22 protein-coding genes are annotated in these 26,780 nt (G+C 74.0%); 5 read left to right on the forward strand and 17 right to left on the reverse strand.

Features of this window, described 5'->3' with window-relative positions:
• Window positions 1-71: 71 nt before the first annotated feature.
• Together E1265_RS09855 and E1265_RS09860 are read right to left on the reverse strand one after the other, a co-directional pair.
• The gene (locus tag E1265_RS09855; RefSeq protein ID WP_132929877.1) at window positions 72-1,259 is read right to left on the reverse strand and encodes an acyl-CoA dehydrogenase family protein; all 1,188 of its coding nucleotides are present in this window, start codon (window positions 1,257-1,259) and stop codon (window positions 72-74) included.
• A gap of 10 nt (window positions 1,260-1,269) precedes the next feature.
• Window positions 1,270-2,877 (reverse strand): MFS transporter, encoded by a 1,608-nt coding sequence (locus E1265_RS09860; protein ID WP_243740656.1) that lies wholly within the window; start codon window positions 2,875-2,877, stop codon window positions 1,270-1,272.
• Window positions 2,878-3,359: 482 nt separating this feature from the next.
• Between E1265_RS09860 and E1265_RS09865 the strand changes: the two genes are divergently transcribed.
• Window positions 3,360-4,271: a phosphatase PAP2 family protein gene (locus E1265_RS09865; protein WP_243740650.1), complete on the forward strand. Its 912-nt coding sequence runs from the start codon at window positions 3,360-3,362 to the stop codon at window positions 4,269-4,271.
• Between the two features lie 3 nt (window positions 4,272-4,274).
• Here E1265_RS09865 and E1265_RS09870 read toward each other — a convergent pair whose 3' ends face one another.
• A complete protein-coding gene (locus E1265_RS09870; RefSeq protein ID WP_132929880.1) occupies window positions 4,275-4,490 on the reverse strand; it encodes an I78 family peptidase inhibitor in 216 nt (71 codons plus the stop codon).
• Between the two features lie 437 nt (window positions 4,491-4,927).
• Here E1265_RS09870 and E1265_RS09875 point away from each other — a divergent pair, with 437 nt between their 5' ends.
• Window positions 4,928-5,716, forward strand: coding sequence for a hypothetical protein (locus tag E1265_RS09875; RefSeq protein ID WP_165953715.1), 789 nt, complete (start codon window positions 4,928-4,930; stop codon window positions 5,714-5,716).
• Between the two features lie 689 nt (window positions 5,717-6,405).
• Window positions 6,406-6,684: a hypothetical protein gene (locus tag E1265_RS09880; RefSeq protein ID WP_132929882.1), complete on the forward strand. Its 279-nt coding sequence runs from the start codon at window positions 6,406-6,408 to the stop codon at window positions 6,682-6,684.
• A gap of 18 nt (window positions 6,685-6,702) precedes the next feature.
• Here E1265_RS09880 and der read toward each other — a convergent pair whose 3' ends face one another.
• From der to E1265_RS09945, 13 genes are all read right to left on the reverse strand, one after another.
• Complete coding sequence (der, locus tag E1265_RS09885; protein WP_132929883.1) at window positions 6,703-8,166, reverse strand: ribosome biogenesis GTPase Der; 1,464 nt, start codon at window positions 8,164-8,166, stop codon at window positions 6,703-6,705.
• Window positions 8,167-8,251: 85 nt separating this feature from the next.
• Window positions 8,252-8,917 carry a lysophospholipid acyltransferase family protein gene (locus tag E1265_RS09890; protein WP_132929884.1) on the reverse strand — a complete coding sequence of 222 codons (666 nt, stop codon included), beginning with the start codon at window positions 8,915-8,917 and terminating at the stop codon, window positions 8,252-8,254.
• Complete coding sequence (gene cmk, locus E1265_RS09895) at window positions 8,914-9,609, reverse strand: (d)CMP kinase (protein WP_243740651.1); 696 nt, start codon at window positions 9,607-9,609, stop codon at window positions 8,914-8,916. The genes E1265_RS09890 and cmk overlap by 4 nt, the downstream gene beginning before the upstream one ends.
• A 191-nt stretch (window positions 9,610-9,800) precedes the next feature.
• Window positions 9,801-10,886 carry a prephenate dehydrogenase gene (locus E1265_RS09900; RefSeq protein WP_132929886.1) on the reverse strand — a complete coding sequence of 362 codons (1,086 nt, stop codon included), beginning with the start codon at window positions 10,884-10,886 and terminating at the stop codon, window positions 9,801-9,803.
• Window positions 10,887-10,944: 58 nt separating this feature from the next.
• Complete coding sequence (locus tag E1265_RS09905) at window positions 10,945-11,919, reverse strand: pseudouridine synthase (RefSeq protein ID WP_132929887.1); 975 nt, start codon at window positions 11,917-11,919, stop codon at window positions 10,945-10,947.
• Window positions 11,919-12,482 (reverse strand): SMC-Scp complex subunit ScpB, encoded by a 564-nt coding sequence (gene scpB / locus E1265_RS09910; protein ID WP_243740657.1) that lies wholly within the window; start codon window positions 12,480-12,482, stop codon window positions 11,919-11,921. Before scpB ends, E1265_RS09905 begins: the two co-directional genes overlap by 1 nt.
• 83 nt (window positions 12,483-12,565) lie before the next feature.
• Window positions 12,566-14,002, reverse strand: coding sequence for a segregation/condensation protein A (locus E1265_RS09915; RefSeq protein WP_132929889.1), 1,437 nt, complete (start codon window positions 14,000-14,002; stop codon window positions 12,566-12,568).
• Between the two features lie 83 nt (window positions 14,003-14,085).
• The gene (locus tag E1265_RS09920) at window positions 14,086-14,667 is read right to left on the reverse strand and encodes a hypothetical protein (RefSeq protein WP_132929900.1); all 582 of its coding nucleotides are present in this window, start codon (window positions 14,665-14,667) and stop codon (window positions 14,086-14,088) included.
• Window positions 14,664-15,674 (reverse strand): ParA family protein, encoded by a 1,011-nt coding sequence (locus E1265_RS09925; protein ID WP_243740652.1) that lies wholly within the window; start codon window positions 15,672-15,674, stop codon window positions 14,664-14,666. The genes E1265_RS09920 and E1265_RS09925 overlap by 4 nt, the downstream gene beginning before the upstream one ends.
• 478 nt (window positions 15,675-16,152) lie before the next feature.
• The gene (gene ald, locus E1265_RS09930; protein WP_132929901.1) at window positions 16,153-17,277 is read right to left on the reverse strand and encodes an alanine dehydrogenase; all 1,125 of its coding nucleotides are present in this window, start codon (window positions 17,275-17,277) and stop codon (window positions 16,153-16,155) included.
• Window positions 17,278-17,360: 83 nt separating this feature from the next.
• Entirely contained in the window at window positions 17,361-19,523 is a 2,163-nt protein-coding gene (locus tag E1265_RS09935) for a tetratricopeptide repeat protein (RefSeq protein ID WP_347877175.1), read from the reverse strand.
• A 103-nt stretch (window positions 19,524-19,626) separates the two neighbouring features.
• The gene (locus E1265_RS09940; RefSeq protein ID WP_132929890.1) at window positions 19,627-20,271 is read right to left on the reverse strand and encodes an NUDIX hydrolase; all 645 of its coding nucleotides are present in this window, start codon (window positions 20,269-20,271) and stop codon (window positions 19,627-19,629) included.
• 5 nt (window positions 20,272-20,276) lie between these two features.
• Window positions 20,277-21,992: a CTP synthase gene (locus E1265_RS09945; protein ID WP_132929891.1), complete on the reverse strand. Its 1,716-nt coding sequence runs from the start codon at window positions 21,990-21,992 to the stop codon at window positions 20,277-20,279.
• 340 nt (window positions 21,993-22,332) lie between these two features.
• Here E1265_RS09945 and E1265_RS09950 point away from each other — a divergent pair, with 340 nt between their 5' ends.
• Together E1265_RS09950 and E1265_RS09955 are read left to right on the forward strand one after the other, a co-directional pair.
• Window positions 22,333-24,147 (forward strand): glycoside hydrolase family 15 protein, encoded by a 1,815-nt coding sequence (locus E1265_RS09950; protein WP_132929892.1) that lies wholly within the window; start codon window positions 22,333-22,335, stop codon window positions 24,145-24,147.
• Between the two features lie 48 nt (window positions 24,148-24,195).
• The gene (locus tag E1265_RS09955) at window positions 24,196-25,188 is read left to right on the forward strand and encodes a LacI family DNA-binding transcriptional regulator (protein WP_243740653.1); all 993 of its coding nucleotides are present in this window, start codon (window positions 24,196-24,198) and stop codon (window positions 25,186-25,188) included.
• Window positions 25,189-25,310: 122 nt separating this feature from the next.
• On the opposite strand, the gene E1265_RS09960 is transcribed toward E1265_RS09955, so the two are convergent.
• Window positions 25,311-26,438, reverse strand: a complete 1,128-nt coding sequence (locus tag E1265_RS09960; RefSeq protein ID WP_243740654.1) for a glycosyltransferase family 4 protein — start codon at window positions 26,436-26,438, stop codon at window positions 25,311-25,313.
• Window positions 26,439-26,780 lie beyond the last annotated feature (342 nt).

The raw sequence follows: 26,780 nt of genomic DNA on the forward strand, positions 1-26,780 counted from the left end.
CCCCCCCACCACCGTTCAGACCCGCCCGGGACCAGGGGACGGTTCAGGCCCGCCCGGGGCCAGGGCCCCGGCTAGGCAAACGCGTCGAGGCCCGTCAGCGCCTTGCCGATGACGAGTTGGTGCATCTCGCTCGTGCCCTCGTACGTCAGCACCGACTCGAGGTTAGCCATGTGCCGCAGCACCGGGTACTCCATGGAGATGCCGTTCGCCCCCAGGATGGTCCTGGCCATGCGGCAGATGTCCAGCGCCTCGCGCACGTTGTTCAGCTTTCCGAAGCTCACCTGCTCGGGGCGCAGCCGGCCGGCGTCGAGGCGGCGGCCGAGGTGGAGGGCGAGCAGCAGGCCCTTGTGCAGCTCGACCGCCATGTCGGCCAGCTTGGCCTGGGTGAGCTGGAAGCCGCCGATCGGGCGGCCGAACTGCTCGCGGACGCGCGCGTACTCGAGCGCCGTCTCGAAGCAGCTGCGGGCCGCGCCGAGGGCGCCCCATGTGATGCCGTAGCGGGCGTGGCTCAGCGCGCCCAGCGGGGCGCGCAGGCCGCGCGCCTCGGGCAGCGCCGCGTCGGCCGGCAACCGGACGCCGTCGAGGGACAGTTCGCTGGTCACCGAGGCCCGCAGCGAGCCCTTGTGCCGGATCGGGGTGGCCGTGAAGCCGGGCAGCCCGGCCGGCACCAGGAAGCCGCGGACGCCGTCGTCGGTCCTGGCCCAGACGACGGCCACGTCGGCGAGCGAGCCGTTGGTGATCCACGTCTTGCGGCCAGTGAGCAGCCAGTCGGAGCCATCCCGTTCGGCGCGGGTCCGCATCCCGGCCGGGTTCGAGCCGTGGTCGGGCTCGGTCAGCGCGAAGCAGCCGATGGTCTCGCCGCTCGCCATCGCCGGCAGCCAGCGGCGGCGTTGCTCCTCGGAGCCGTAGCGGTGGATGGCGTACATCGCCAGTGAGCCCTGCACGGAGACCAGCGAGCGGATCCCGGAGTCGGCGGCCTCCAACTCCAGGCAGACCAGGCCGTACTGGACGGCCGAGGCGCCGGCGCAGCCGTAGCCCGTCAGGGACATCCCGAGGGCGCCGAGCGCGCCGAGCTCCTTGGCGAGCTCGCGCACGCCGGGCACCTCGCCGCGCTCGTACCACTCGGCGACGTGCGGCAGCACGCGGTCCCGCGCCCACGCGCGGGTGGCGGCGCGCACGGCCAGGTCGTCCTCGGCGAGGAGTTCGTCGATGCCAAGCGGGTCGACGGGGTCGAAGGGGGGCGGGGTGTCAGCGGTCACCGCGCCGACGTTACGGGCGGGTAACCCCGCTGGGCAAGAGCGACCGCCCCTCCGCGTCCCGCGCCTGCGACGGCACGCCGGGCCGCGCCGTCGCGCACAGCCGGCGCGGCAGCCGACAGGCGGCGACGGCCCCGAGCAGCAGCAGCGCCGCGCTGGCCACCAGGGTCAGCCGCATGCCCTGGACGAACGCCTCGCGAGCGGCCTCCCGCAGCGCCTCGGCCCTGGGGCCGCCGAGCCGGTCGGCCACCGTGTACGCCTCGCCGAGCGAGTGCCCCGCCGCCTCGGCCTCCGACGCGCTCAGCCCGGCCAGGCCACGGAGCGCGGGCCCGTACACGGCGTTCATCAGGCTGCCGAGCAGCGCGATGCCGGTGCCGGCGCCGAACTGGTAGGCCGTCTCGCCGACGGCCGCGGCGCTGCCCGCCTCGGCGGCCGGCGCGTCGCTCAGCATGGACTCGTAGGCGGCGAACAGCGTGGTCTCGAGGCCGAAGCCGAGCAGCACGAAGCCGAGGATCATCAGCACCGGCCGATCCTGTTCGCCCAGGCCCACGAGGAGCAGCACGGCGAGCGCGGTGAGGCAGAAGCCGAGCGCGACCATCAGCCGGGGGCCGAACCGGTGCAGCAGTCGGGAGCCGACCAGGCCGGCGGCGATGGCCGCCAGGCTCAGCGGCAGCAGCCGCAGCCCGGTCTCCAACGGCGAGAGCCCGAGCACCAGTTGCAGGTACTGGGCGGCGACGAGCGCGAGGCCGACCAGGGCGAGCACGGTGAGCACGATGCAGCCGACCGAGGTGCCGAAGGCCGGTCGGGCGAACGCGGTCAGGTCGATGATCGGGTGGCTCGCGCGGCGCTGGCGCCGGGCGAACAGGACGAGCAGCGCGACGCCCACCAGGGCGGCGAGCGCGGTGCCAGGGGTGAACAGGTCGCCGGCGCCGATCCGCTTCAGCGCCAGGATCAGCGAGAAGAGGCCGACGGCCGCCAACAGGGCACCGGCCACGTCCCAGGGGCCCGAGCCGTCGCCGGCCGACTCGGGCAGCAGCACCCGGGCGACCGGCAGGCAGACCACCATCAGCGGGATGTTGACGAGGAAGACCGAGCCCCACCAGAAGTGTTCGAGCAGCAGCCCACCCACCAGCGGGCCGAGCGCGGCGCCCACCGCCGCCACCGCGCTCCAGACGCCGATGGCGAACGCCCGTTCCCTGCGGTCGGGGAAGACGTGCCGCAGGATGGACAGCGTGGCCGGCATGATCATGGCCCCGCCGACGCCGAGCAGCGCCCTGGCGCCGATCAGCACGCCGGCGCTGGGCGCGTAGGCGGCGACGGCGGAGGCGACGCCGAAGCAGGCGTAGCCGAGCAGCAGCACCCGGCGGCGGCCCGCCCGGTCGCCGAGCGTACCGAAGAGGATCAGCAGCGAGGCGCAGACGAGGGGGTAGGCGTCGACGATCCACAGCAGCTCGATGCCGCCGGGGCGCAGCTGCTCGCTGACGGCCGGCACGGCCACGTGCAGCACGGTGGCGTCGATCGCCACCACGAACAGGCTGACGCAGAGCACCACGAGCACCGTCCAGCGGCGGGGGTGGCCGCCGCGGGCGCCGTCGCGCTCCCGGGCCGTGGATCCGGGCAGGGGCGTCTTGGACACCAACGCACCTCCCTGTGGCGCGCGTGACGTACCCTCGTCACCGCGGGGGAACCCCGGTGGCGCGCGCACCGGGCACGGTGTGGAGGGCAGGACGGTGAGACAGCGTACGACAGGGGCCCGCCGGCCATCGAACGCGCCCGCACGGGTCAGCGAACCGCCGCCCGCCACGCCGTCGTTCACCTGATGACCGTGCGCATTCCCCCGCCGCCGGCCATGAAACGGCCATGAAACGGCCATGAAAAGACGATGAGCCGACCGCCCCGGAAATAGCCGACCGTCAATTCCCGGTACCCGTCCATTTCGTCGGGCGGCGGGTGCCCGGGCAGGTGAAAAGACCGGCGGCACATCACATCGCCATTACGAAGACGGGGGCGGGCAGGAAGCCCGCTATCACGGGCTGTAATCTTGAAAAAGTGCGTACCGACCGACTCCTAGCCCGCCTCGAACAGGAGCCAGAGCCGCCGAGCATGCCGGTTCCCGTAATGAGCCGCACGCGCGTGGCGCTCCTGTGGGCCACGCTGGGCTTCTACGTGGCCATCGTGGCGGCGGTGCTCAGCACGTCCTGGCTCGTCCGCCTCGACTGGCAGGTGATGCTGTTCCGGCCGTACAAGCAGTGGCCGGAGATGCACGCCTTCCTCGACTACTTCGTCGTGCTCGGGCAGCGTGGGCCCACCGCGGCGCTGGTCGCAGCCTGGCTCGGCTGGCGCTCCTGGCGGCAGCGCACCCTGCGCCCGCTGCTGGTGATGGCCTGCTCGCTGCTCCTGCTGAACGTCACGGTCGGCGCCGCCAAGCTGGGCATGGGCCGCGAGGGACCCCACTACGCCAACGTCATGGGCTCGAACGAGATGTTCCTGACCGGCGATATATTTCCTTCCGGGCACACCGCCAACGCGGTCGTGACCTGGGGAATCCTGGCCTATCTGGCCACCACCCCGCGCGCCCGCCGCCTCCTGTCGGTCATCGCCGCGGTCTGCGCGCTCGGCGTCGGAGCCACCACCGTCTACCTCGGCACCCACTGGGTGAGCGACGTGCTCCTCGGCTGGGCGGCCGGGCTGCTGATCCTGCTGGCCCTGCCCTGGTGCGAGCCGTTGATCAACCGCGTGGACGCCATGCTTCTCGCCGTCCGGGACCGGGTGTTCGGCACGCTGGGCCGCCACGGCGACGCCGTGCCCCTGCTCGATCCGGCGCCGCAGCCGGTGGCCGCCGCCCTGGTGGGCCCCGGCGAGGAGTCGCTGCCGCACGGCGAGCCGGTGCCCGGCGTGGCGGCGCGCCCGGGTGCCGGGCCGCACCCCGCGAAGCTCAGGCTGCGCGCGCCGAACCGAGCACGCGCCGGCGGCCGCCCGGACCACCCACCGGCCAGGCCGGTGGGGAGCCGCTGAGGCTCAGCCCTTCCAGCAGCGGACGACCTCGCCGTCGCGCACGGCGAGGTTGAGGCGCCCGGCCATGAACTCCATGGTGATGATCGCGTCCGGCGACAGCCGACGCACCGTGGACCAGCCGCGGTCCCTGGCCCGCCGCTCGGCCACGTCGGCCGCGAGACCCACGTACTCCTCCGGGGCGTCGTCGGGTGTGCGGGGCTGCTGGGGTAGAGGTGCCATGCGGCCCACCGTACGGCCTGCCGGCACCCCCGGGCACCCCGAGGGCAGGCCCGGATCGGGGGAACTGTCACGCTTGTGTCACAGCGGGGCCCCGCGGGACCTGTTCGGCCTAACGTCCGCCTCAGGTAATGCACGCCCCCCTTCTGGCCCCACCGAATTTCCGTTCCCCATCCGCCACGAGCGTTTCCGCTGGCCCTTTTTCACGCACCGCTCGACCGATTATCGACGCACAGAAAATTCACACACCCGGTGAACGCAAGTGAACTCCGACGATTGTCGTGCCCACTACGCTTCACCTCCGATGGGACGATTGCCCGCCCGCCGGGCGTGACCCCCACGCCGCTCCCACCGTTGTGCACGGGGCACTGACGCCCCCCGGGCGCTCAGGGCCCGTCCACGACTTCCGCAGCCCGAACTGAGGAGCGACCGTGTCCCCCATGCTCGACGTCAGCGACGACGTACGCGCCGAGATCGGCGACGAAGAAGCCGAACGGCTGCTGGCCGGCGAGAACGCGCCGAGCAGCTACGACTGCACCTCCTGCCGCACCCCCGGCAACCCGGAGCAGGAGCGCACCAGCACGGTGCTCTTCGTGGGCGACGAGACGGTGGTGCTCGCCTTCGCCCACGCCTCCTGCATCCCCTCCCAGGTGGTCTCCGTATCCGAGGAGCAGCTCCAGGGCGCCGTGCGGTCCATCACCGGCGAGGGCCAGACCCCGGCGGCGCCGGCCGCCACCGAGCTGAAGCCGGCGCCCGGCCAGGCGGTGCTCGGCGTCACCTGCGGCCAGATCCTCATCGGCGACGAGGTGCACGCCGCGATCGTGGTCGAGCCCACGGGGCCGATCGCCCGCCCGGGCACGGAAGGCCCCGGCGACGACTTCCTCCCGCTGCTGATCGAGGCCGGCTTCCTGCCGGTCACCGACCTCGCCAACCAGCCGGCACAGCTGCCAGGTTGGTCGGTGCTGCTGGCCATGGGCCAGCTGCACGCCGTGCTGCAGGGCCAGCAGAGCGGCGGCCAGCCGGTGGCCTGGTGGCAGGCCCACCAACCGCTCACCGTCACCGACGGCTGGCGCGCCAGTGCCAACCAGCGCCAGTCGGTGGTGGTCTTCGCGGCCCCCGCGGGGTCCATCGGCCAGCAGCCGCGCGAGGACATGCTGCGCGACGCCCTGGAAAAGGCCGCCGCCGGCGGCCTCCTCGTCGCGGCAACGATGCCCCTCGCCGGGACGTAACCCGCCTGGCGGCGGCCGCCCCATGAAGGCCCCGCGCCCACGGCGTGGGAGGTGCCTGGCCGAGGCCCGACACCTCCCACGGCGGCCGGACAACGCCACGCGCCTCGAAGGCCTTGGCGCCCGCGGTGCACCGGCAGAACCCCGGTGCGGGCAGCAGGGCGCCTTCGGGCGGCAACACGGGTGCCGACAGCGCAGGCGCTGGCAGGCGTCAACGCAGGGCACGACGCGCAAGCCAGCCGCCGCAGGGCAGGCCCACGCACTCCCCGGCGGACGCCAGGTCCGCCCCGAGCGGCCCCCGGAGCCCCGCGCCGCCAGCCACGACGCGCAGACGCCAGAGCGCGCCAGAACCTTCGAAGCCGGCGCCGCAGGGCGGCGAGCCGCCCGCCCCCGGCAGGTACCGCATCAATCCGCAGGCCCGGCGTCACGGGCACGCCGAAACCTCCAAGGCAGGCGCCACCAGGCGCACCGGCAGACGACGGGGGGCGGACCCACGCGCCCCGGCAGGTACCGCATCGGGCCCCAGGCCCGCCGTCGTGGGGCGCCGGAACCTTCGAGGCGGGCGCCGCCAGGCGCAAAGGGGTACAAGGGACAGTCAGGCCGCATCCGGTGGATGGGTCGATCGTTGGAGGGGCGTGCACACTTATGAAGCCTCACGACCGCAGCACGCCCGTCCAGCGCCGATTCCCGGGATGCGGTCGGCCTACGACCAGTCGTATGGCGGTTCGGCGACGCCGATCTACGACTCGTTGTGCGCCGAGTACCGCCGGCTCTTCCGGGCGTTGCCCGGAGACCGCACCGGCGAGGAGGAGCTGCGGTTCGTCGGGTTCAGCACGATCCGGCCCATCACCGGTTCGGGGTCCGGCGGTTGGCGTGACTACGGGCGGCACCACGAACTCGAGCCGCCCGTCTACGGATACCCGCCGGCCCAGCTGGTGGCCCCGGCGGCGCTGCCGCCGGGGAGCCTGTAACTGGGCCCCCCAGGCGGCCTACTTCTTCTTCGCGCCGCGCTTCTCCCGCACCCGCACCGAGATGTGCACCGGCGTGCCCTCGAAGCCGAACTCCTCGCGCAGCCGCCGCTCGATGAAGCGGCGGTAGCCGGCCTCCAGGAAGCCGGAGGCGAACAGCACGAACCGGGGCGGGCGGGTGCCGGCCTGGGTGCCGAAGAGGATCCGCGGCTGCTTGCCGCCCCGCACCGGGTGCGGGTTGGCGGCGACGAGTTCGCCGAGGAACGCGTTCAGCTTGCCGGTCGGCACCCGGCTCTCCCAGCCGGCGAGCGCCGTCTCGATGGCCGGCACCAGCTTCTCCATGTGCCGGCCGGTGCGCGCCGAGACGTTGACCCGCGGCGCCCACCGCACCTGCACCAGGTCCTGCTCGATCTCGCGCTCCAGGTAGAAGCGGCGCTCGTCGTCGAGCAGGTCCCACTTGTTGTAGGCGATGACCAGCGCGCGCCCGGCCTCCACGGCCATGGTGATGATGCGGGTGTCCTGGACGCTGATGGGCTCGGTGACGTCGATCAGCACCACGGCCACCTCGGCCTTCTCCAGGGCGGCGGCCGTCCGCAGCGACGCGTAGTAGTCGACGCCGTCCTGCACGCGCCGCCTGATGCCGGCCGTATCGACGAACCGCCAGGTCTGCCCGCCGAGCTCGATCAGCTCGTCGACCGGATCCCTCGTGGTGCCGGCGAGCTCGTCGACGACCACCCGCTCCTCCCCCGCCACCTTGTTCAGCAGGGAGGACTTGCCGACGTTCGGCCTGCCGATCAGCGCGATCCGCCGCGGCCCGCCGATGGCGCCGCCGAAGACGTCGGCCGGGGCCTCGGGCATCACGGCGAGCACCGCGTCGAGCAGGTCGCCGGTGCCGCGGCCGTGCAGCGCGGAGACCGGGAAGGGCTCGCCGATGCCCAGGTTCCACAGGTAGGCGGCCTCGGCCTCCTGCGAGGGGCCGTCGACCTTGTTGGCGCACAGCACCACCGGCTTGCCCGAGCGGCGCAGCAGCTTGACCACGGCGTCGTCGGTGTCAGTGGCGCCGACCTTGGCGTCCACCACCATGATCACGGCGTCGGCCGCGTCGATCGCGAACTCGGCCTGGGCGGCGACCGAGGCGTGGATGCCGAGGACGTCCTGCTCCCAGCCGCCGGTGTCGACGACCTTGAAGCGGCGGCCGGCCCACTCCGCCTCGTAGCTGACCCGGTCCCTGGTGACGCCCGGCTTGTCCTCGACGACGGCCTCGCGGCGGCCGATGATCCGGTTCACCAGGGTCGACTTGCCGACATTGGGCCGGCCGACGACGGCGAGAACGGGCAGTGGCCCGCCACCGGCCGCCGCCAGCTCGCTGTCGATCTCCTCGGCCTCGAAGCCCTCTCCGGTGGCGAGCTCCATGAACTCCGCGTACTCGGCGTCGCCGAGCGCACCGTGCCGGTCCGCGGTGCCTGGGTGGTTCTGGTCGGTCATGGAGTTACGTCCTCGTGAAGTGTCGTCGTCGGTCGGGCCGGGCCGTGCCACGGGCCTGGCCCATCACACCAGTGTCGCCCAGGTCCTACCGGCCGGTGAGCCGTCTGGCCTCCTTGAGGTGGGCCGCCAGCCGCTCCTGTACGAGCAGGGTGGCCGTGTCGAGCGCGGCCCTGGTGCGCCGCCCACCGGGCGCGACCGGCGTGAACGGGTCGCCGTAGACGACGTCGATCCGCCGGCGCAGCGGGGGGAACGCCGGCACGAGACGGCCGCGTGCCTCGTTGCTGCCGAGCACGGCCACCGGCAAGATCGGGGCGCCCGAGCGCAGCGCGAAGTAGGCGAGGCCGGCCCGCAGCGCGGCGAAGTCGCCCTCTCCCCTGGTGCCCTCGGGAAAGATGCCGAGCACCCCGCCCGCGTCGAGGACGGCGAGCGCCTCGGCGACGGCGGCCCGGTCGGTGCCGTGCCGGTCCACGCTGACCTGGCCGATGCCGCGCAGGAAGCCGGCGACCGGGCCGACGAACGCCTCCCGCTTGACCAGGAACCGCACCGGGCGCGGCGAGGTGCCCATGATCACGGGGCCGTCGACGTTGTGCGCGTGGTTGCCGGCGAGTATCACCGGGCCCGCCGGCGGCACCCGCCAGGTGCCGAGCGCGCGTGGGCGCCAGGCGCCGTGGACCACGCCGATCGCGATCCGGCGGCCCACCGCCGCGCCCCGGGCGCCGCGCGCGCCCGCCGGGGTGCCGGATGTGCTCACCGCTGCCTGCGCTCCTCGATCAGGGTGACCACGCGGTCGACGACCTGCTCCAGGGTCAGCTCCGAGGTGTCCACCTCGATCGCGTCGGCCGCCTTGGCCAGTGGGGATGCCTTGCGCGCCGAGTCGGCGGCGTCCCGCTTGAGCAGCGCCGCCTGGGTGGCGGCCAGGCCGACCGCGTCCTTGCCGCTGAGCTCGGCGCTGCGGCGGGCCGCCCTGATTTCGGGCGAGGCGGTCAGGAAGATCTTGACGTCGGCGTCGGGGAGGACGGTGGTGCCGATGTCGCGGCCCTCGGCGACGATGCCGGTCGGCGCGGCGGCGGCGATGGACCGCTGCAGTGCGGTGATGACCGCTCGCACCTCGGGCACCGCGCTGACGGCGCTGACCGCCCCGCTGACCTCCTGGCTCCTGATGGGTCCCGAGACGTCCTCGCCGTCGACGGTGATGGTGGGGCCGAGCGGGTCGGTGCCGGAGACGATGGCCGGCTCGCCCGCAGCCGCGGCCACCTTGGCCGGGTCGTTGACGTCGACGCCGTGGGCGAGCATCCACCAGGTCATGGCCCGGTACTGCGCGCCGGTGTCCAGGAAGCCGAGGCCGAGGCGGCTGGCCACGGCCTTAGAGGTGCTGGACTTACCCGTGCCGGCGGGGCCATCGATGGCGACGATGACGGGGGTTGCAGTCACGGCGGTGCGCACCTTTCTGGAGCGGGCGAAGAGCGGTTCCCCGAAGCGGCATGGCGCGGGGGCCGGGGGCTGAGGGCGGTTCGCCGGCGTTCCCGCCGGTCGCGAGGCCCCCCGGGGGAGAAGGTTACCGGCCCGCCGAGGTGCCCGGCACGCGGCCGGTGCACCGCGGTTAGGCCCGGCCGGCCGGCGGCCGGTAGGGCCGGTCAGCCGCGGATCGACCAGCCGCGCTCGCGCAGGGCGGCGATCAGGCCGGGGGCGGCCTCCGGCACCACCATGAGCTCCACGAGGCCGGCCTGCTGCCCCGTCGCGTGCTCGATGCGGACGTCCTCGACGTTGACGCCGGCCCGGCCCGCGTCGGCGAAGATCCCGGCCAGCTCGCCCGGCCGGTCGCTGATGTGGACGGCGACGGTCTCATAGGCGGTGGGGGCGGCGCCGTGCTTGCCCGGCACCCGCTCCCGGCCGGCGTTCCCGCGCCGCAGCACCGCCTCGACGCCGGCGATGCCGGCCGCGCGCTTGGCCTCGTCGGCGGACTCCAGGGCCCGCAGGGCGCGCACCGTCTCGTCCAGGTCGGCGGCGATCTCGGTGAGCACGTCGGCCACCGGGCCCGGGTTGGCGGCGAGGATGTCGAGCCACATCCGTGGTTCTGAGGCGGCGATCCTGGTGACGTCCCTGATGCCCTGCCCGCAGAGCCGGACGGCGGCCTCCTCGGCGCTCTCCAGGCGGGCGGCGACCAGGCTGGAGACCAGCTGCGGGGTGTGCGAGACGAGGGCGACGGCCCGGTCGTGGGCGTCGGCGTCCATCACCACCGGCACGGCGCGGCAGAGTGAGGCCAGCTCGAGAGCCAGGTTCAGCACCTCGGTCTCGGTCTGGGGGTTCGGGGTGAGCACCCAGGGCCGGCCCTCGAACAGGTCGGCCGAGGCGGCCAGCGGCCCGGAGCGCTCCTTGCCCGCCATCGGGTGGGTGCCGAGGTAGCTGCGCTGGTCGCCGCCGAGCGCCACGAGGTCGCGGCCGGGGCCGCCCTTGACGCTGCCGACGTCCACGTAGGCACGGGCCGCGCCGCGCCGCTGGAGCTCGGCCAGCGTGGCGGCGATGCGCGCCGGCGGGACGGCCACGACGGCCAGCTCGACCGGGCCCTCGGGAGGGCCGTCGGTACCGGCGCCGAGCGCGGCCGCGGTCCTCGGCTGGTCCGGGTCCTGGTCGGCCAGGTACACCCGGACGCCGCGGGCGGTGAGCGCCAGGGCGATGGAGGTGCCGATCAGGCCGGTGCCGGTGACGAGGGCGGTGCGCATTCCCCCAGCGTATGCCCCGACCCGGCCTGGCCGTCGACCGGTTTCCGCCCCCTTCGGCCTACAGACCGACCTCCTTCATCAGCCGGCCGACCTCGGTGTTCGTCATCCGGCGTAGCCAGCCGGACTTCTGGTCGCCGAGCACGATGGGGCCGAAGCCGGTGCGCACCAGCTTGTCGACGGGGAACCCGACCTCGGCGAGCATGCGGCGCACGATGTGCTTGCGGCCCTCGTGGAGCGTGACCTCGACCAGGTAGTTCTTGCCGGTGTTCTCCACGACGCGGAAGTGGTCGGCCCTGGCGTAGCCGTCCTCGAGCGGCACGCCGTCCTTGAGGCGCTTGCCGAGGTCGCGCGGGATGGGCCCCTGGATGGCGGCGAGGTAGGTCTTGGTGACGCCGTACCTGGGGTGGGTGAGCCGGTGGGCGAGCTCGCCGTGGTTGGTGAGCAGGATCAGGCCCTCGGTCTCGGTGTCGAGGCGCCCGACGTGGAAGAGCCGGGTCTCCCGGTTCTGCACGTAGTCGCCGAGGCACTGCCGGCCGTCGGGGTCCTCCATGGACGAGACGACGCCGGCCGGCTTGTTGAGGGCGAAGAACAGGTGGGACTGGGTGGCCACGGTCAGCCCGTCGACCTTGATCTCGTCCTTCTCGGGGTCGACGCGGCGGCCCTGGGAGTGCACCACCTTGCCGTTGACCTCGACCCTGCCCTGGTCGATCAGCTCCTCGCAGGCACGCCGGGAGCCCAGGCCGGCCCTGGCGAGCACCTTCTGCAGCCGCTCGCCCTCGGCCTCGCCGAAGGTCTTGGGGAGGCGGACGGCCGGCTTGTCGTGCCGCGCGCGGTTGCGCTCCTCGAGCTGGGCGTCGTACTCGCGGGAGCGGGCCGGCGCGGTCCGCTTCTTCTTGGCCCCGCCGCCCGGGCCACCGCCCTGGCCGTAACGGCGCTCCTCGGGGCGGGGGCGGCCCGCGCGCCGCTGCCGGTCGTCGCGGCTGTTGCCCGCGCCCCGGTAGTTCCGGTTGCTGTTCCTGCCGCTGCTTCGCATCAGTGTTCCGTCGGGAGGTCGGTGGGAGCGTCTACGTCCATGCTGAGCGACGCCATCGCCTCCTGGCTCTCGCCCTCGACCTGTTCGGCCTCGGGGAGGAAGGGGGCGAGCTCGGGCAGTTCGTCCAAGCCGCGCAGCCCCATCCGCTCCAGGAAGTAGTGCGTCGTCACATACAGGATCGCACCTGTTTCGGGTTCGCTGCCCGCCTCGGCCACCAGACCGCGCTGGAGCAGGGTGCGCATGACACCGTCGCAGTTCACGCCGCGGATCGCGGAGACCCGGGAGCGGCTGACCGGCTGCCGGTAGGCGACGACGGCCAGCGTCTCAAGCGCGGCCTGGGTCAGGCGGGCGTGCTGGCCGTCGAGCACGAAGCGCTCGACGGCCTCGGCGTACTCGGGGCGCGTGAAGAACCGCCAGCCGCCGGCGATGAGGCGCAGCTCGAAGCCGCGGCCCTGCGTCAGGTACTCGTCGGCCAGCTCGCGCAGCGCGGCGGCGACCGCGCGGCGTGGGTGGCCGAGGACCTTGGCGAGGTGCTCCTCGGTGGCCGGCTCGTCGACGACCATCAGCACGGCCTCGAGCGACGGCTTGAGCTCCAGCGCCGGCGCGCGCTCCTCTTCCTCCCGCGGCTCCCCTTGCGGCTCCTGGCTCACGACCGCTCCTTCCCGTCTGACGCGTCCGGCGGCGCGGACTCCTGGTCGAACTCGTCCGTGACCAGCGGACGGTCGGGCTCGCCGCCGCTCCAGGCGACGACCAGCGTGCCGAGCGCCTCCTCCTGGTCGAGGGTGACGGCCCGCTCCCGGTAGAGCTCGAGGAGCGCGAGGAAGCGGGCGACGACGGTGAGGGTGTCGGGGGCGTCCCGCACCAGCTCGCCGAAGCTGGCCCGTCCGAGCTCGCGCAGCCTGGCGATCACGACCTCGGCCTGCTCGCGGACGCTGACCAGGGGGGCGTGGATGTGATCGACGTACACCTGCGGCTTGGGCTTGGGCTGCATGGCCTTCACGGCGAGCCTGGCGAAGCCTTCGGGACCGATGCGGATGACGACGTCCGGCAGCAGCTCGGCGTGGTGCGGCTCGAGCCCCACGGTACGGGGGTGGCGCAGCGCCTCGGCGGCGAGGCGCTCGGAGAAGATGTCGGCGACCCGCTTGAAGGCGCGGTACTGGAGCAGCCGCGCGAAGAGCAGGTCCCGGGCCTCGAGCAGCGCGAGGTCCGCCTCGTCCTCGACCTCGGCGGCCGGCAGCAGCCGGGCCGCCTTGAGGTCGAGGAGGGTGGCCGCGACGACGAGGAACTCGGTGGTCTGGTCGAGGTCCCAGTCCGGCCCCATGGCCCTGATGTAGGCCATGAACTCGTCGGTGACCCGCGACAGCGCGACCTCGGTGACGTCGAGCTTGTGCCGTGAGATGAGCTGCAACAGCAGATCGAACGGCCCCTCGAAGTTCTCCAACACCACCTTGAACCGACGATCATCCGCCGGAACACCACCGTCGTCCTCCGGCCGGAGGTCGACCTCGGCACCCGCCACGTCCCCCACCGCGGACGACCCACCAGCGACCTCGTCCTCCGGCCGCAGGCCGGCCCGACCAGCGGCAAGGCCCGTCGCCCCACCAGACGAACCAACGGATACCGCGCCGGCCTCGGCCGCCGCCGAAGGCGGCGGCACCCGGCCGGCCGAAGCACCTTCCGCCGATCCGGCGGAGCCGTCCAGCGCCGACTCGGCCTCCGGCCGCAGCGCGGCCTCGCGCGCCGTCGCCGGCGACGGCGGCGGCGGCGAGCCGAGGGCCCCGTCGGCGGGGTCACCAGCGGAGTCAACCGGTTCGACGCCGGCCGGCGGCACCCGGCCGGCGGAGACACCGTCCACCAAACCGGCGGAGCCAGCCGGCGATGAAGCGGCCACCCTCACGCCGGACGCTCCGGCGCCGGACGCGGCCTCGGCCGTCGCCGAATCGGCGGAGCCGCTGTGTGGGTGGGCAGGCTCGGCGGCTGGGGTGGGTGGGGGGGTGGGGACATCCTCCGGCGCGTGCCCGTTGGGCGCGCCGGGGCCACGGCCCAGGGGGCGGCGCTGTCGCGGCGACGGAGGAGGCGTCATCGCGGGGCAGACTACTCCCGTGGTCTTCGGACGCGGCCGTGGCACTCGCGCGTTGTCCGAACCGGTTCGCCCGGGTTCGTAGGTCAGCGGCCCCGCAGGCGGCGGACGAGGATGCTGGCCTCGCCGCGGGACTCCAGGTCGGCGAGGACCACCGCCACGGCCTCCCGGACGATGCGTCCGCGGTCCACCGCGAGGCCGTGCTCGCCGCGGAGCACCAGCCTGGCGTGTTCGAGGTCCATCAGTTCCTCGGCCGACACGTAGACCGTGATCTTCTCGTCGTGCCGCTCCCGCCCGCTCGGTCGACGCGCGGCCCGGCCGCGCCTCGGCGCGGCGGCGGGGGCCGGTCGGCCCCCCTTGGCCTCGCGGACGTCGCGGGCCTCGCGCTGCTGTTGGGCCGGCAGCGGGCGCTCGCCGCCCGGCCGGGCCTCGCGGGCCGGCCGCCGGCCGCGGGCCTCGTCGGCCGGGCCGGCGGCCGGGGCCGCCGGAGCCGACGGGGCCGGCTCGTCGCCGGCGCCCGCCTCGGCTGCCGGCGCCGGCAGCCGAGGCGGCGCCGGATCGTCCTTGGTGCTCCCCGCCGGCTCGTGCGGCGGGCTCGGGGGCGTCGAGGGCTGTACGGCGGACCCACCGGTACTGCGGAACAGTTCGTCGGCCGCCGGAAGGCTCACTCGGCGTGGCACCGGGCGAGCACCTCCCTGGCGAGCTGGCGATACGCGGCCGCGCCAACGGAGTTGGACGCGTAGGTGGTGATCGGCTCACCGGCGACCGTGGTCTCGGGGAAGCGGACCGTACGCCCGATGACCGTGTGGTACACGTTGTCGTCGAACGCCTCGACCACGCGGGCCAGGACCTCCCGGCTGTGCACCGTGCGGGAGTCGTACATGGTGGCCAGGATGCCGTCGAGCCGCAGGTTCGGGTTGAGCCGCTCCTGGACCTTCTCGATGGTCTCGGTCAGCAGCGCGACCCCGCGCAGCGCGAAGAACTCGCACTCCAGCGGCACGATCACCTTGTGCGCCGCGGTGAGCGCGTTCACGGTGAGCAGGCCGAGCGAGGGCTGGCAGTCGATGATGACGAAGTCGTAGTCGCTAAGCATCGGCTGCAGCGCCCGCTGCAGCGTGGACTCGCGCGCGACCTCGCTGACCAGCTGGACCTCGGCGGCCGACAGGTCGATGTTGCTCGGCAGCAGGTCCATGCCGGCGACCGCGGTCTTGAGCAGCACCTCGTCGGGGGCCATGCCCCGCTCCATCAGCAGGTTGTAGATGGTGAGGTCGAGCTCCATCGGGTTCACGCCGAGGCCGACCGAGAGGGCGCCCTGCGGGTCGAAGTCGACCAGCAGCACCCGGCGGCCGTACTCGGCGAGCGCGGCGCCCAGGTTGATGGTCGAGGTGGTCTTGCCGACCCCGCCCTTCTGGTTGCACATCGCGATGATCTGCGCCGGCCCGCGCTCGGTGAGCGGTCCCGGGATCGGGAAGTACGGCAACGGACGGCCGGTGGGGCCGATCCGCTCACGCCGCTGCCTGGCCGCGTCCGGGGCGATGGTGGCCGCGTACTCGGGGTCGGGCTCGTATTCCGCGTCCGGGTCGTAGAACTGCCCGTCCGGGAGATCGTCGTAGTCGGGGAAACGGTCGGCGTCGCCGCCCGTCGCGTTTGCTTCCGTGCTCTGATGCGCTGTCATGCTCGGTTGGCTCTGGTGGGTTGCGTGGGTACGGACAGCGACGGAGCCCAGGCCCGTCAGATCCCCGGTGCCCTGGTGCCGCTCCGGGACCCCTGGTTGTCCTCCCCGGGGAGTAATTGTCGACTCATTCACAAGTCGTCTTACCTCCTTGGGGACCAGGAAACTTCTAGACAGAGTCAGCGTTGCACCATGCCGACGATTGGCGACTCTATGGCGTGTCGGTGGTTCACAGCAACACAATCCGCCGGACCGGCACGGATGTGTCGGCCGTCGAACATTCTCTTGTCAAGGGCACAAGCCTCGCCAGCGGGACGTTTCCCCTGCCCGCGAAACGGTTAAAGCGCCACCTAGCAGACGAGTTGACCGCCCGTCACAGAGTGCGGAGGCGGGCGCCACTCGACCACCGGGGCGGCGTGGCGCGACACGGCGTGTGACATTCCCGATGTTGACGGCGGGAGTTGACCGCCGCGTCGATGAATCACCCGAGCACGGCGCGGGGTTCGGTGTACGGGAGTCCGTGCGCCTCGGCGACGGGCGCCGAGATCACCTGCCCGTCATGGACGTTGAGCCCGGGGACGAGCGCGGGATCGCGCCGCAGCGCCTCGCGCCAGCCGCGATCGGCCAGTTCGACGACGTAGGGCAGGGTGGCGTTGGTCAGCGCCGCGGTGGAGGTCGCGGGCACCGCCCCCGGCATGTTGGCCACGCAGTAGAAGATCGAGTCGTGCACCCGGAACGTCGGTTCGGCGTGGGTGGTGGGATGCGAGTCCTCGAAGCAGCCGCCCTGGTCGATCGCGATGTCGACAAGGACACTCCCCGGCCGCATGCGCGAGACGAGGTCGCTCGTCACCAGCTTCGGCGCCCGCGCGCCCGGCACGAGCACCGCGCCGATCACCAGGTCGGCGGCGAGCACGGCGCGCTCGACCTCGTAGGCGTTGGCCGCGACCGTCCGCACCCGGGTGCCGAACACCCGGTCCGCCTCTCGGAGTTTGCTGACGTCCTTGTCGAGCAGGGTGACCTGGAAGCCCATGCCGACCGCGATCTGGGTGGCCTGCCAACCGGACACGCCGCCGCCGATGACGACGGCGCTGGCGGGCGGGGTGCCGGGGACGCCGCCGGGCAGCACGCCCCGGCCGCCGGCCGAGCGCATCAGGTGGTAGGCGCCGACCTGGGGGGCGATCCGGCCCGCGACCTCGGACATGGGCGCGAGCAGCGGCAGGGCGCGGCCGGTCGGGCCCGTGGTCTCCACGGTCTCGTACGCGATGGCGGTGGTGCCCGAGGCCAGCAGCGCGTCCACGCAGTCGCGGGAGGCGGCGAGGTGCAGGTAGGTGAAGAGCGTCTGGTCCTTGCGCAGCCGGTGGTACTCCTCCGCCACCGGCTCCTTGACCTTCAGGAGCAGGTCCGCGGCGGCCCACACCTCGTCGGCGTCGGGCAGCACGATTGCCCCCGCGGCGGCGAACTGCTCGTCGGGGATGGCGGAGCCGAGCCCGGCTCCGCTCTGGACGAGGACCTGGTGCCCGCCGGCGACGAGCTCGTGGACCCCGGCCGGGGCGATGGCGACTCGGAACTCGTTGTTCTTGACCTCGGTGGGAATGCCGACCTTCACGTCAATCACGGTCCTTGCACGCGACGGACACCTGTCCCAACCAGTGTAAGTAAGGAATCGAGCTTGTCTAGCCTTGCAATACGTTAATCGTTGGCCGCAGCTGTCTGCGTTTCCAAAGTCGGCGCGGGTGGCGGGGTGAGAGTTCTGGCCGGCGCTTTGGGCCCCTCGTCCGCCCTCGCGGCCCCCTCGGTCCGCAGCCGGGCGGCGGCCGCCCGGTGCGCGGCGGCGGCCTCGTCGCGGCCGAGTTGCTCGGCGCAGTCGGCGAGACGCAGCCGCAGCTCTGCCTGGAGCTCGCGACGGGCGGTGCGCTCGGCAAGACGCAGGGCGTCGGAGCCGGTGCGCAGCGCGTCGTCGGGCCGGCCCATGCGCTCCTGGGCGAGCGCGACCTCCGACAGCGCCCGGGCCTGGGCCGGCACGTCGCCGAGCCTGCGGTGCGCGGCTGCCGCCGCGCGCCAGGCCCGCAGCGCCCCGGCCCAGTCGCCGGTGCGCACCAGGGCCTCGCCGACCCGCCCGTGCAGCCTGGCCGTGCCGGCCAGGTCGCCGCGCGTCTGGCTCAGTGGCAGCGCCCTGCCGTACCAGTCGGCCGCGCGCTGCCACTCGGCCAGCTCGGCGTAGGTGTCGGCGATGGACTCCAGGGCGCGGCCGGCGGCGTCCGCGTCCTCCTCGCGCTCGTTCCTGGCGACCTCGAGCGCGGCCCGGTAGCGATCGAGCGCGGCGTACGGCCGGCCGGCGTCGGCGTCCATGTCGCCGAGGCTGAGCAACGCGGCGGCGCGTTCCCTGGTCAGCCGCCGGCGCTCGGCGACGGCGAGGGCGAGCTCGTGCAGCCGGTAGACCTCGGCCCTGGCCGGGGCGGGCGGCAGCTGGGCGATCAACACCCGGCTGAGGGCCGCGAAGAGGCGTCTGGCCAGGGTGTCGAGCTCGCCCCCGGCGGCGGCGGTCCTGGCGGCGGCGACCAGCATCGGGCGGCGGGTCGCGAACCAGTCGGCGGCGGCCTCCGGGGTCTCGAACCGCAGCGCCGCCGGCAGCCCGGCCAGCCACTCCCGCGCCGGGCTGCCGGGCGGCTCGGTCACCGCCTGGCAGGCGCGCAGCCGGGTGACGATCCGCTCCAGCATCCTGGCCCTGGCCAGCAGCGCCTCGCCCGGACGTTCGAGGGCGGCGAGCAGGGCGGCGATCCTGGTGGCCAGGCAGCCGGGGACCCGGTACTGGTCGGGACCGCCAGATCCGGTCTCGGACGCGGCGGGGCGCAGCAGCCCGAAGGCGGTCAGTTCGGCCAGGGTGGCGCGGGCGGCGGGGACGGGGCAGCCGGCGAGCGCGGCCGCGGTGTGCGCGTCGACGAGTCCGGCGGGGGCGAGGGCGAGCAGCCGCAGCATCCGGGCGGTGTGCGCCGGCAGGGCGGCGTGGGCCAGGGCGAAAGCGCGGCTCAGCGGCGCCTCCGCGGCGTCGGCCACGTCGTCCTCGCCCTCGCCTTCGCCGTCCGCTGGGTCGGGGCCGGCCGCGCCGACCGGGTCGGGGGTCTCGACGATGCGGCGTACGGCCTCCACCACGGTGGCGTCGGGATGGGCGGCCAGCCATCCGGCGGCCAGCTCGAGCGCGGCTGGCAGGTCCCCGCACAGCTCGGCGAGCCGGTCGGCGGCGCTCGGGTCGACGGTGACCCGGATGTCGCCCGCGCCCCTGACCAGGAGCCGCACGGCGGTGTTCCGGTCGAGGCCGCCGACGGTGCAGGGCCGGACGTCGGGGACGCCGATGAGCGGCCCACGGGCCACGGCGAGCACCAGGCAGTGCCGGTCGTCGGGGATGAGCTCCGCCAGCGGCTCGGCATCGTCCACGTCGTCGACCAGCAGCACGACCCGACGGTCGGTCAGCGCCGCGCGCAGCGCCGCGGTCGCGTCCTCGTCGTCGGCGCCGGGCGCGACCGGGGCGCCGAGCGCCTCGAGGAGGTCGCCGGCGACCCGCGCCACGGGCACGGGCCGGCCGCCCGGCTCGGTGAGCCTGGCTCGCAGCAGCCCGTCCGGGTAGTCGCCGGTGTCGAGCAGCCGGGCGGCGAAGTACTCGGCGAGCGCGGTGCGCCCGGTGCCCGGGCGGCCGGCCACCAGCAGCACCCGGGAGCGCGGCGCCGGGCGACCGGCGAGGGTGTCGAGACCGGCGCGGGCGATGTCGGAGCGCAGCGCCGAGAGTTCGCGCCGGCGGCCGAGGAACTCCGCCGCCCCGGTCGGGTCGGTGACCGTCTGTCGCGTCACGTCCGTCACGGGGCGAGCGTATGTCACGCCCCGGCGGGCCGGGGCATGACACGTCTACGGGGGCCGCGACGCGCCCGTCCGGCGGTGCCAGGACCGTGGAACGGCCGGCGTGTCAGAACGCGAACGGGCGAGCCGGCCAGGGGGCGTCGGCGGGGCGCAGTGCGTCGAGGCCGTCCCCGGCGCGGGCGGCCAACACGGCGAGCACCCCGGTGGCCAGGCAGGTGTTGTGCAGCCGGCCGGCGAGCAGGCCGCGCGCCAGCTCGTCGAGCGGGATCTGGGCGTGGCGCATGTCGGCCTCCTCCTCGGAGACCGCGAACCGCTCGCCCTGGGCCACCGAGAGGTCGCGGGCCAGGAAGACGCGGACGGCCTCGTCGGAGCCGCCTGGCGAGGTGTAGAGGTCGATCAGGACCCGCCAGTCCTCCGCCTTGACGTGCGCCTCCTCGTACAGCTCGCGCTGGGCGGCGTGTAGCGGGTTCTCGCCCGGGACGTCGAGCAGGCCGGCCGGGATCTCCCAGAGCTTGTGGCGGACCGGGTGCCGGTACTGCTCGATGACGGTGACCCGGTCGCGCTCGTCGAGCGCGAGCACCGCGACGGAGCCGGGGTGCACCTGGTAGTCGCGGCGGGCCGTGCGGCCGTCCGGCATGACCACCTCGTCGGCGCGGACGCTGGTCTTGTTGCCGGTGAAGGGCGTGGTGGTGGCGGTGACGGACCAGTGGGCCGGGGTGTCGGCGAGGAAGTCGTGCGACTGCTGCGTCATGGCCGTCAGTGTCCCCCACCGCGCGGCGCCGCCAGCTCGCCCGCGCCGGCGGAGCGCTCGACCGCGCCCGCGACGTGGGCGGCGGTGCCGCGCACGGCGGCCCTGATCAGGCCGGCGAACAGCGGGTGCGGCCGGGTGGGCCGGGAGCGCAGCTCGGGGTGCGCCTGGGTGGCGACCAGGTAGGGGTGGACCTCGCGCGGGTACTCGACGTACTCGACCAGCTTGTTGTCCGGCGAGGTGCCGGAGAAGACGAGCCCCGCCTTCTTCTCGAGCTCGCCGCGGTAGGCGTTGTTGACCTCGTAGCGGTGGCGGTGGCGCTCCTCGACGTAGGCCTCGCCGCCGTAGACCTCGCGGACGATGGAGCCCTCGGCGAGCCGCGCCGGGTAGAGGCCGAGCCGCATGGTGCCGCCCATGTCGCCCTCGCCGGCGACGATGTCCAGCTGCTCCTCCATGGTGGAGATCACCGGGTTGGGGCAGCCCTGGTCGAACTCGGTAGAGCCCGCGTCCTCGATGCCGGCCAGGTTGCGGGCGGCCTCGATCACGATGCACTGCAGGCCGAGGCAGAGGCCGAGCAGCGGGACCCCGTGCTCCCTGGCGTAGGTGATGGCGGCGATCTTGCCCTCCACGCCGCGGTCGCCGAAGCCACCGGGCACGCAGATCGCGTCGACGTCGCCGAGCTGCTCGGCGGCGCCGCCCGGGGTACGGCAGTCGTCCGAGGTGACCCACTTGATGCGGACCCGCGCGTTGTTGGCGAAGCCGCCGGCGCGCAGCGCCTCGGTGACCGACAGGTAGGCGTCGGGCAGGTCGATGTACTTGCCGACCAGGGCGACGGTCACGTCGTGCTCCGGGTGGTGGACGCGGCGCAGCAGGTCGTCCCACCGGGTCCAGTCGACGTCCCGGAACGGCAGGTCGAGGCGGCGCACCACGTAGGCGTCCAGGCCCTCGCCGTGCAGCACCTTGGGGATGTCGTAGATCGACTTGGCGTCGACGCAGGCCACCACCGCGGCCTCGTCGACGTCGCACATCAGGGAGATCTTGCGCTTGATGGCGGTGGGGACGTCCCGGTCGGCGCGCAGCACGATGGCGTCGGGCTGGATGCCGATGTTGCGCAGCGCGGCGACGGAGTGCTGGGTGGGCTTGGTCTTCAGCTCGCCCGAGGGACCGATGTAGGGCAGCAGGGAGATGTGGACGACGAAGACGTTGTCCCGGCCGACCTCGTGGCGCACCTGGCGGACGGCCTCCAGGAAGGGCAGCGACTCGATGTCGCCGACGGTGCCGCCGACCTCGGTGATCACGACGTCGACGTCGTCGGTGGCCATCCGGCGGATGCGGTGCTTGATCTCGTTGGTGATGTGCGGGATGACCTGCACGGTGTCACCCAGGTACTCGCCGCGCCGCTCCTTGGCAATCACGGTGGAGTAGATCTGGCCCGTGGTGACGTTGGCGCTGCCGTCGAGGTCGACGTCGAGGAACCGCTCGTAGTGACCGATGTCCAGGTCGGTCTCGGCGCCGTCGTTGGTGACGAACACCTCGCCGTGCTGGAACGGGTTCATGGTGCCGGGGTCGACGTTCAGGTAGGGGTCGAGCTTCTGCATCGTGACGCTGAGGCCACGTGCTTTGAGGAGGGCTCCGAGGCTGGAAGCGGTGAGCCCCTTGCCGAGCGAGGAGGCGACCCCGCCGGTGACGAAGATGTGCTTGGTCGTCGTGCTGCTGGGCGGCATGGCCAAAGGGGGGCTCCCGTGGGTCGCGAGGTCGGATGCCTGACGGCCGCCGGTCCGAGCCGGGGTGCCGTCGCTGGGGTTCGGGGGTTTCGCTGCCCTCCGCTCCACGGGCTACCAGGGTATCAGTGGGGGAAACCCGGAGCAGCGCTCGAGTGCCCCCGACGGGAAATCTCGACATTTGAGACGCAACCCCATCAAGGGTCTTCGGTGGACCACACGAATCTGCCAAGGGTCGCGCGGACCCCCTGGCCACGTCGTATTCTGCTCGGACGCTCGAATGGGCGGGACGAAATGCCGCACGTCCCACGGGGGGCGGAGCACTGTTCGACTGGAGACGCTAGTGGCCGGGCGCATCGAGGATTACGCACTCATCGGGGACATGCAGACCGCCGCGCTCATCTGCCGGGACGGGTCGGCCGACTGGCTCTGTCTGCCCCGCTTCGACTCTCACGCCGTCTTCGCCGCGCTCCTCGGGACGGAGGAGCACGGCTTCTGGCGGATCGGGCCGGCGCACGGCAAGGACGCGCCGCCGCCACCGGCCAGCCGCCGGCGGTACCGGGGGGACTCCCTGGTCCTCGAGTCGGAGTGGGACACGCCACGCGGCACGGTCCGGGTGATCGACTTCATGCCGCCGCGCGGTGAGGACCCGCCGCAGCTGGTACGGATCGTGGAGGGGGTCAGCGGCCGGGTGCCGATGCGGTCCACGCTGCGGATGCGGTTCTCCTACGGCTGGGTCGTGCCGTGGGTGCACAAGGTGGACGACCGCACCGTCGCCGTGGCCGGTCCCGACTCCGTCTGGCTCGACACCACCGCCGACACCTACGGCAAGAACCTCACCACCTACTCGGACTTCACGGTGGCGCAGGGCGACCGGGTGGCGTTCACCATCAGCTGGCAGCCCTCGCACAAGCAGCCGCCGCCGGTGCCGCAGCCGGAGGAGGCGCTGGCCGCCACCGAGGAGTACTGGCGCGAGTGGGTCGCCCAGTGCACCTACCACGGCCCCTACCGGGAGGCCGTGGTCCGCTCGCTGATCACCCTCAAGGCACTCACCTACGAGCCCACCGGCGGCATCGTTGCGGCCCCCACCACCTCACTGCCCGAGGAGATCGGCGGCTCCCGCAACTGGGACTACCGGTTCACGTGGCTGCGGGACGCGGCCATCACCCTCTCCTCGCTGCTGCGCACCGGGTACCACGAGGAGGCCAGGGCGTGGCGCGAGTGGCTGCTGCGCGCGGTGGCCGGCGACCCGGAGAACCTCCAGATCATGTACAGCATCACCGGCGAGCGTGAGCTGGCCGAGGCGGAGCTGAGCTGGCTGCCCGGCTACGAGAACTCGCAGCCGGTCCGGGTGGGCAACGGCGCGGCGGGGCAGCTCCAGCTCGACGTGTACGGCGAGGTGACGGAGGCGCTGCACCTGGCGCACATGACGGGCCTGGCCCGCAACGATCACGCCAACGTTCTCCAGCTGAAGCTGATCCGCTACCTGGAGGAGCACTGGGACGAGCCCGACGAGGGCATCTGGGAGGTCCGCGGCCCACGCCGCCACTTCACCCACTCCAAGGTGATGGCCTGGGTGGCGGTGGACCGCACCGTCAAGCTGATCGAGTCGGGCGAGGTGGACGGGCCGCTTGAGCGGTGGCGCGACCTGCGGGACGCGATCCACCGCGACGTGTGCGAGAAGGGCTACGACAAGGAGCGCAACACCTTCACCCAGTCCTACGGCTCCAAGGAGCTGGACGCCTCGCTGCTGCTGATTCCGCAGATGGGCTTCCTGCCGCCGGACGACAAGCGGGTGATCGGCACCATCGAGGCCATCCAGCGCGAGCTGTCGACGCTCGACGGCTTCATCCTCCGCTACCCGACCAACGGCGAGGAGACGGGCGTGGACGGCCTGGAGGGCGACGAGGGCGCGTTCCTCGCCGTCTCGTTCTGGCTGGCCGACGACCTGGCGATGATCGGCCGGGTCGAGGAGGCCCGCAAGCTCTTCGAGAAGCTGCTCGCGCTCCGCAACGACGTCGGGCTGCTGGCCGAGGAGTGGGACCCGCGGCGGATGCGGCAGGTCGGCAACTTCCCGCAGGCCTTCAGTCACGTCCCGCTGATCGACACGGCCCTCCGGCTCACCGCGTCCGGCGCCTACAGCACGTACGGCGGCTGAGGCCGCCACGTGCCGCGGCCGGGACGGGTCCCGCCCACCCTGGAGGCGGTGGCCGCGCACGCGGGGGTGTCACGGGCCACGGTGTCCCGAGTGGTCAACGGCACGCCCGGGGTGCGCCCCGAGCTCAGGGAGCGGGTCAGGCGCTCGGTGGCCGCGCTCGGCTACGTGCCGAACAGCGCGGCCCGCAGCCTGGTGACCCGCCGCACCGGCGCGGTGGCCGTGGTGATCGCCGAGCCGGATACCAGGGTCTTCGCCGACCCGTTCTTCGCCCAGCAGCTCCGCGGCATCGGCCACCGCCTCGCCGCGGAGGACACGCAGCTGCTGCTGATGCTGCTCGAGGGCCGGGACGACTACGACCGCATCGACCGCTACCTGGCCGGCGGCCACGTCGACGGCGCGCTGATGTTCTCGCTGCACGCCGACGACCCGCTGCCGGCGATGGCCGCCGCCTCCGGGCTGCCCACGGTCTTCGGCGGCCGGCCCGGCTGGGCGGACGCCGCCCGGGATCCCGGGCTGCTGTACGTCGACACCGACAACCGGGACGGCGCCCGGCAGGCCGTCCGCCACCTGCTGGCCGGCGGACGCCGCCGGATCGCCGTGATCACCGGACCGCTCGACCAGACCTCGGCCGCCGACCGGCTCGAGGGCTACCTGGAGGCGCTCGGCCTGGCCCGCCCGGACCCGGCGCTGCTGGCCAGGGGCGACTTCACGGCGGCCGGCGGCGAGCGGGCGATGGCCGAGCTGCTGGCCCACTCGCCCGGTCCCGACGCCGTCTTCGCCGGCAACGACCTGATGGCGAGCGGCGCGCTGCGCACCCTGCGGGCGCGCGGCCTGCGGGTGCCGGAGGACGTCGCCGTGGTCGGCTACGACGACCTGGAGCCGGCCGCCTGGTCGGATCCGCCGCTGACCACCGTCCGGCAGGACGTGCGGCACATGGGAGAGCTGATGGCCGAGCTGCTGCTGCGGCGGCTCGGCCTTGCCGAGGGGCCGCTGGCCCCGGTGGTCACCCCGGCCCGGCTCGTCGTCAGGGCCTCGGCGTAGGCGCTCCGCTGGAAGTGCCCCAGCGGGTCGTTCATCGTCCGCGGCGCCGTCGTGGCTGGGTCGCGCAGTGCCCCGCGTCCTTCGGGGCGCCGCCGAACCGAAGCGGACTTCGCCCGACCTGCTTAGCCCTGGAGCGACTCGGCGAGCTCGTCGTAGACGCTCAGCACCTGGGCCACGGTGGTGTCCTCCGTCGGCCAGCTGCCGGCCCTGACCCGGCCAGCTGCGGCCAGCGACTCGCGCAGCGCGGGGTCGCCGAGCAGGGTGCCGACGGCCGAGCCGAGCGCCGCCGGGTCGCCGTAGGGCACCAGCACCGCCGCGTCCCCGACGAGCTCGGGGACGCCGCCGACGGCGGTGGCCACGAGCGGCACGCCTTGCCGCAGCGCCTCCTGCGCCAGCGGCGCCCTGCCGGCCCACTCGACGACCAGCAGCGCGGCGTCGGCCACCGGCAGCAGCCGCGCGACGTCGTCGCCCCTGCCGAGCAAGAGCACCGGCAGCCGCTCCCGGTCGATGCGGCGCTGGAGCAGCGCGCGGTCGGGGCCCTCGCCGGCGATGACGAGCAGCGGCGGCGGCTGCAGCGCCCGCCAGGCGCGGGCCGCGGCGAGCAGCACGGCCAGGCTGCGCTCCCGCTCCAGGCGGGTCGCGGTGACGAGCAGCGGCCGGCCCATGGCGCCGAGCTCGGCCCGTACCTTCGCCGGGTCTGGCTCCCTCTCGGCCTGGCCGTGGCTCTCGCCGTCGGCGCGCTGCGCCGGCAGCGCGACCGGCGCGAGCCGCGCGTCGCGCGCCCCACGGCGCCGTGCGCGGTCGACCAGGTCGGAGGTGGCGCCGAGCACCACCGTGGCGGTGCGGGCCACCAGGTGCTCGGTCACGGACCGCAGCTGGGCGCGGAGTCCGGGCGCGGTGGAGCGGGTGTGCCAGGTCAAGATCAGCGGGGTGTCGCGGCGGCGCAGCGCCAGGGTGGCGAGCAGCCCGGCCCGCATGCCGTGCGCGTGCACGAGGTGCGCGTCGGCGCTCGCGGCCCGCAGCAGCACGGCGGCCTCGACCCTGGTCCGCATCGGCACGGGCACGAAGCGGGCGCCGGCCCGCGTGAAGTCGTAACGCCGCTCCGCCGACGGCGGGGCGCACACGGTGACGCGCAGCCCGCGCGCCACGAGGCCGGCCGACAGCGACCGCACGTGCGCCCCGGAGCCGGCGCTCCCGCCGCCGAGCACCTGCACCACGTGCAGCACCCCACGCCCGCCGAGCCCGCTCACGCCGCGCACCGGGCCCTGGTCAGGCGAAGCGGCCCGCCTGCGGCGGCGACGCGCCGGGTCCCGACCACGCCACGAGCGGCCGCACGGCGGCACGCCCGGCCCGAAGGAGGTCGGGGGGCAGGGCTGGCCGTGAACCGGGCGCCCGTCTGGAGCATCACAGCGGCCGGCGGCCGGGCCTCAGGCGCGACCACGGGGCGTTCGACGCCGTGGCCGGCGGCCCCCGAACGGCGGCGCGCCCCGGCCGAGGGCCGGCAACCACCCGCCACGGCCACCACACGCCCCGGCGGCAACCCACTCGTGGCCCGAGCGGCGCCCGCCACACCGCCGTACAGCGGCGGCACG

Source organism: Streptomyces sp. 8K308, assembly GCF_004348315.1.
Taxonomy (GTDB): domain Bacteria; phylum Actinomycetota; class Actinomycetes; order Streptomycetales; family Streptomycetaceae; genus Streptomyces.

What these genes read in the sequence shown, in the direction of transcription:
- E1265_RS09865 (WP_243740650.1), top strand. Translation starts at nt 3,360, where the DNA reads ATGCCGGTTCCCGTAATGAGCCGCACGCGCGTGGCGCTCCTGTGGGCC.
- E1265_RS09870 (WP_132929880.1), bottom strand. Translation starts at nt 4,490, where the DNA reads ATGGCACCTCTACCCCAGCAGCCCCGCACACCCGACGACGCCCCGGAG.
- E1265_RS09875 (WP_165953715.1), top strand. Translation starts at nt 4,928, where the DNA reads ATGCTCGACGTCAGCGACGACGTACGCGCCGAGATCGGCGACGAAGAA.
- E1265_RS09880 (WP_132929882.1), top strand. Translation starts at nt 6,406, where the DNA reads ATGCGGTCGGCCTACGACCAGTCGTATGGCGGTTCGGCGACGCCGATC.
- der (WP_132929883.1), bottom strand. Translation starts at nt 8,166, where the DNA reads ATGACCGACCAGAACCACCCAGGCACCGCGGACCGGCACGGTGCGCTC.
- E1265_RS09900 (WP_132929886.1), bottom strand. Translation starts at nt 10,886, where the DNA reads ATGCGCACCGCCCTCGTCACCGGCACCGGCCTGATCGGCACCTCCATC.
- E1265_RS09905 (WP_132929887.1), bottom strand. Translation starts at nt 11,919, where the DNA reads ATGCGAAGCAGCGGCAGGAACAGCAACCGGAACTACCGGGGCGCGGGC.
- scpB (WP_243740657.1), bottom strand. Translation starts at nt 12,482, where the DNA reads ATGGTCGTCGACGAGCCGGCCACCGAGGAGCACCTCGCCAAGGTCCTC.
- E1265_RS09915 (WP_132929889.1), bottom strand. Translation starts at nt 14,002, where the DNA reads ATGACGCCTCCTCCGTCGCCGCGACAGCGCCGCCCCCTGGGCCGTGGC.
- E1265_RS09925 (WP_243740652.1), bottom strand. Translation starts at nt 15,674, where the DNA reads ATGACAGCGCATCAGAGCACGGAAGCAAACGCGACGGGCGGCGACGCC.
- E1265_RS09940 (WP_132929890.1), bottom strand. Translation starts at nt 20,271, where the DNA reads ATGACGCAGCAGTCGCACGACTTCCTCGCCGACACCCCGGCCCACTGG.
- E1265_RS09945 (WP_132929891.1), bottom strand. Translation starts at nt 21,992, where the DNA reads ATGCCGCCCAGCAGCACGACGACCAAGCACATCTTCGTCACCGGCGGG.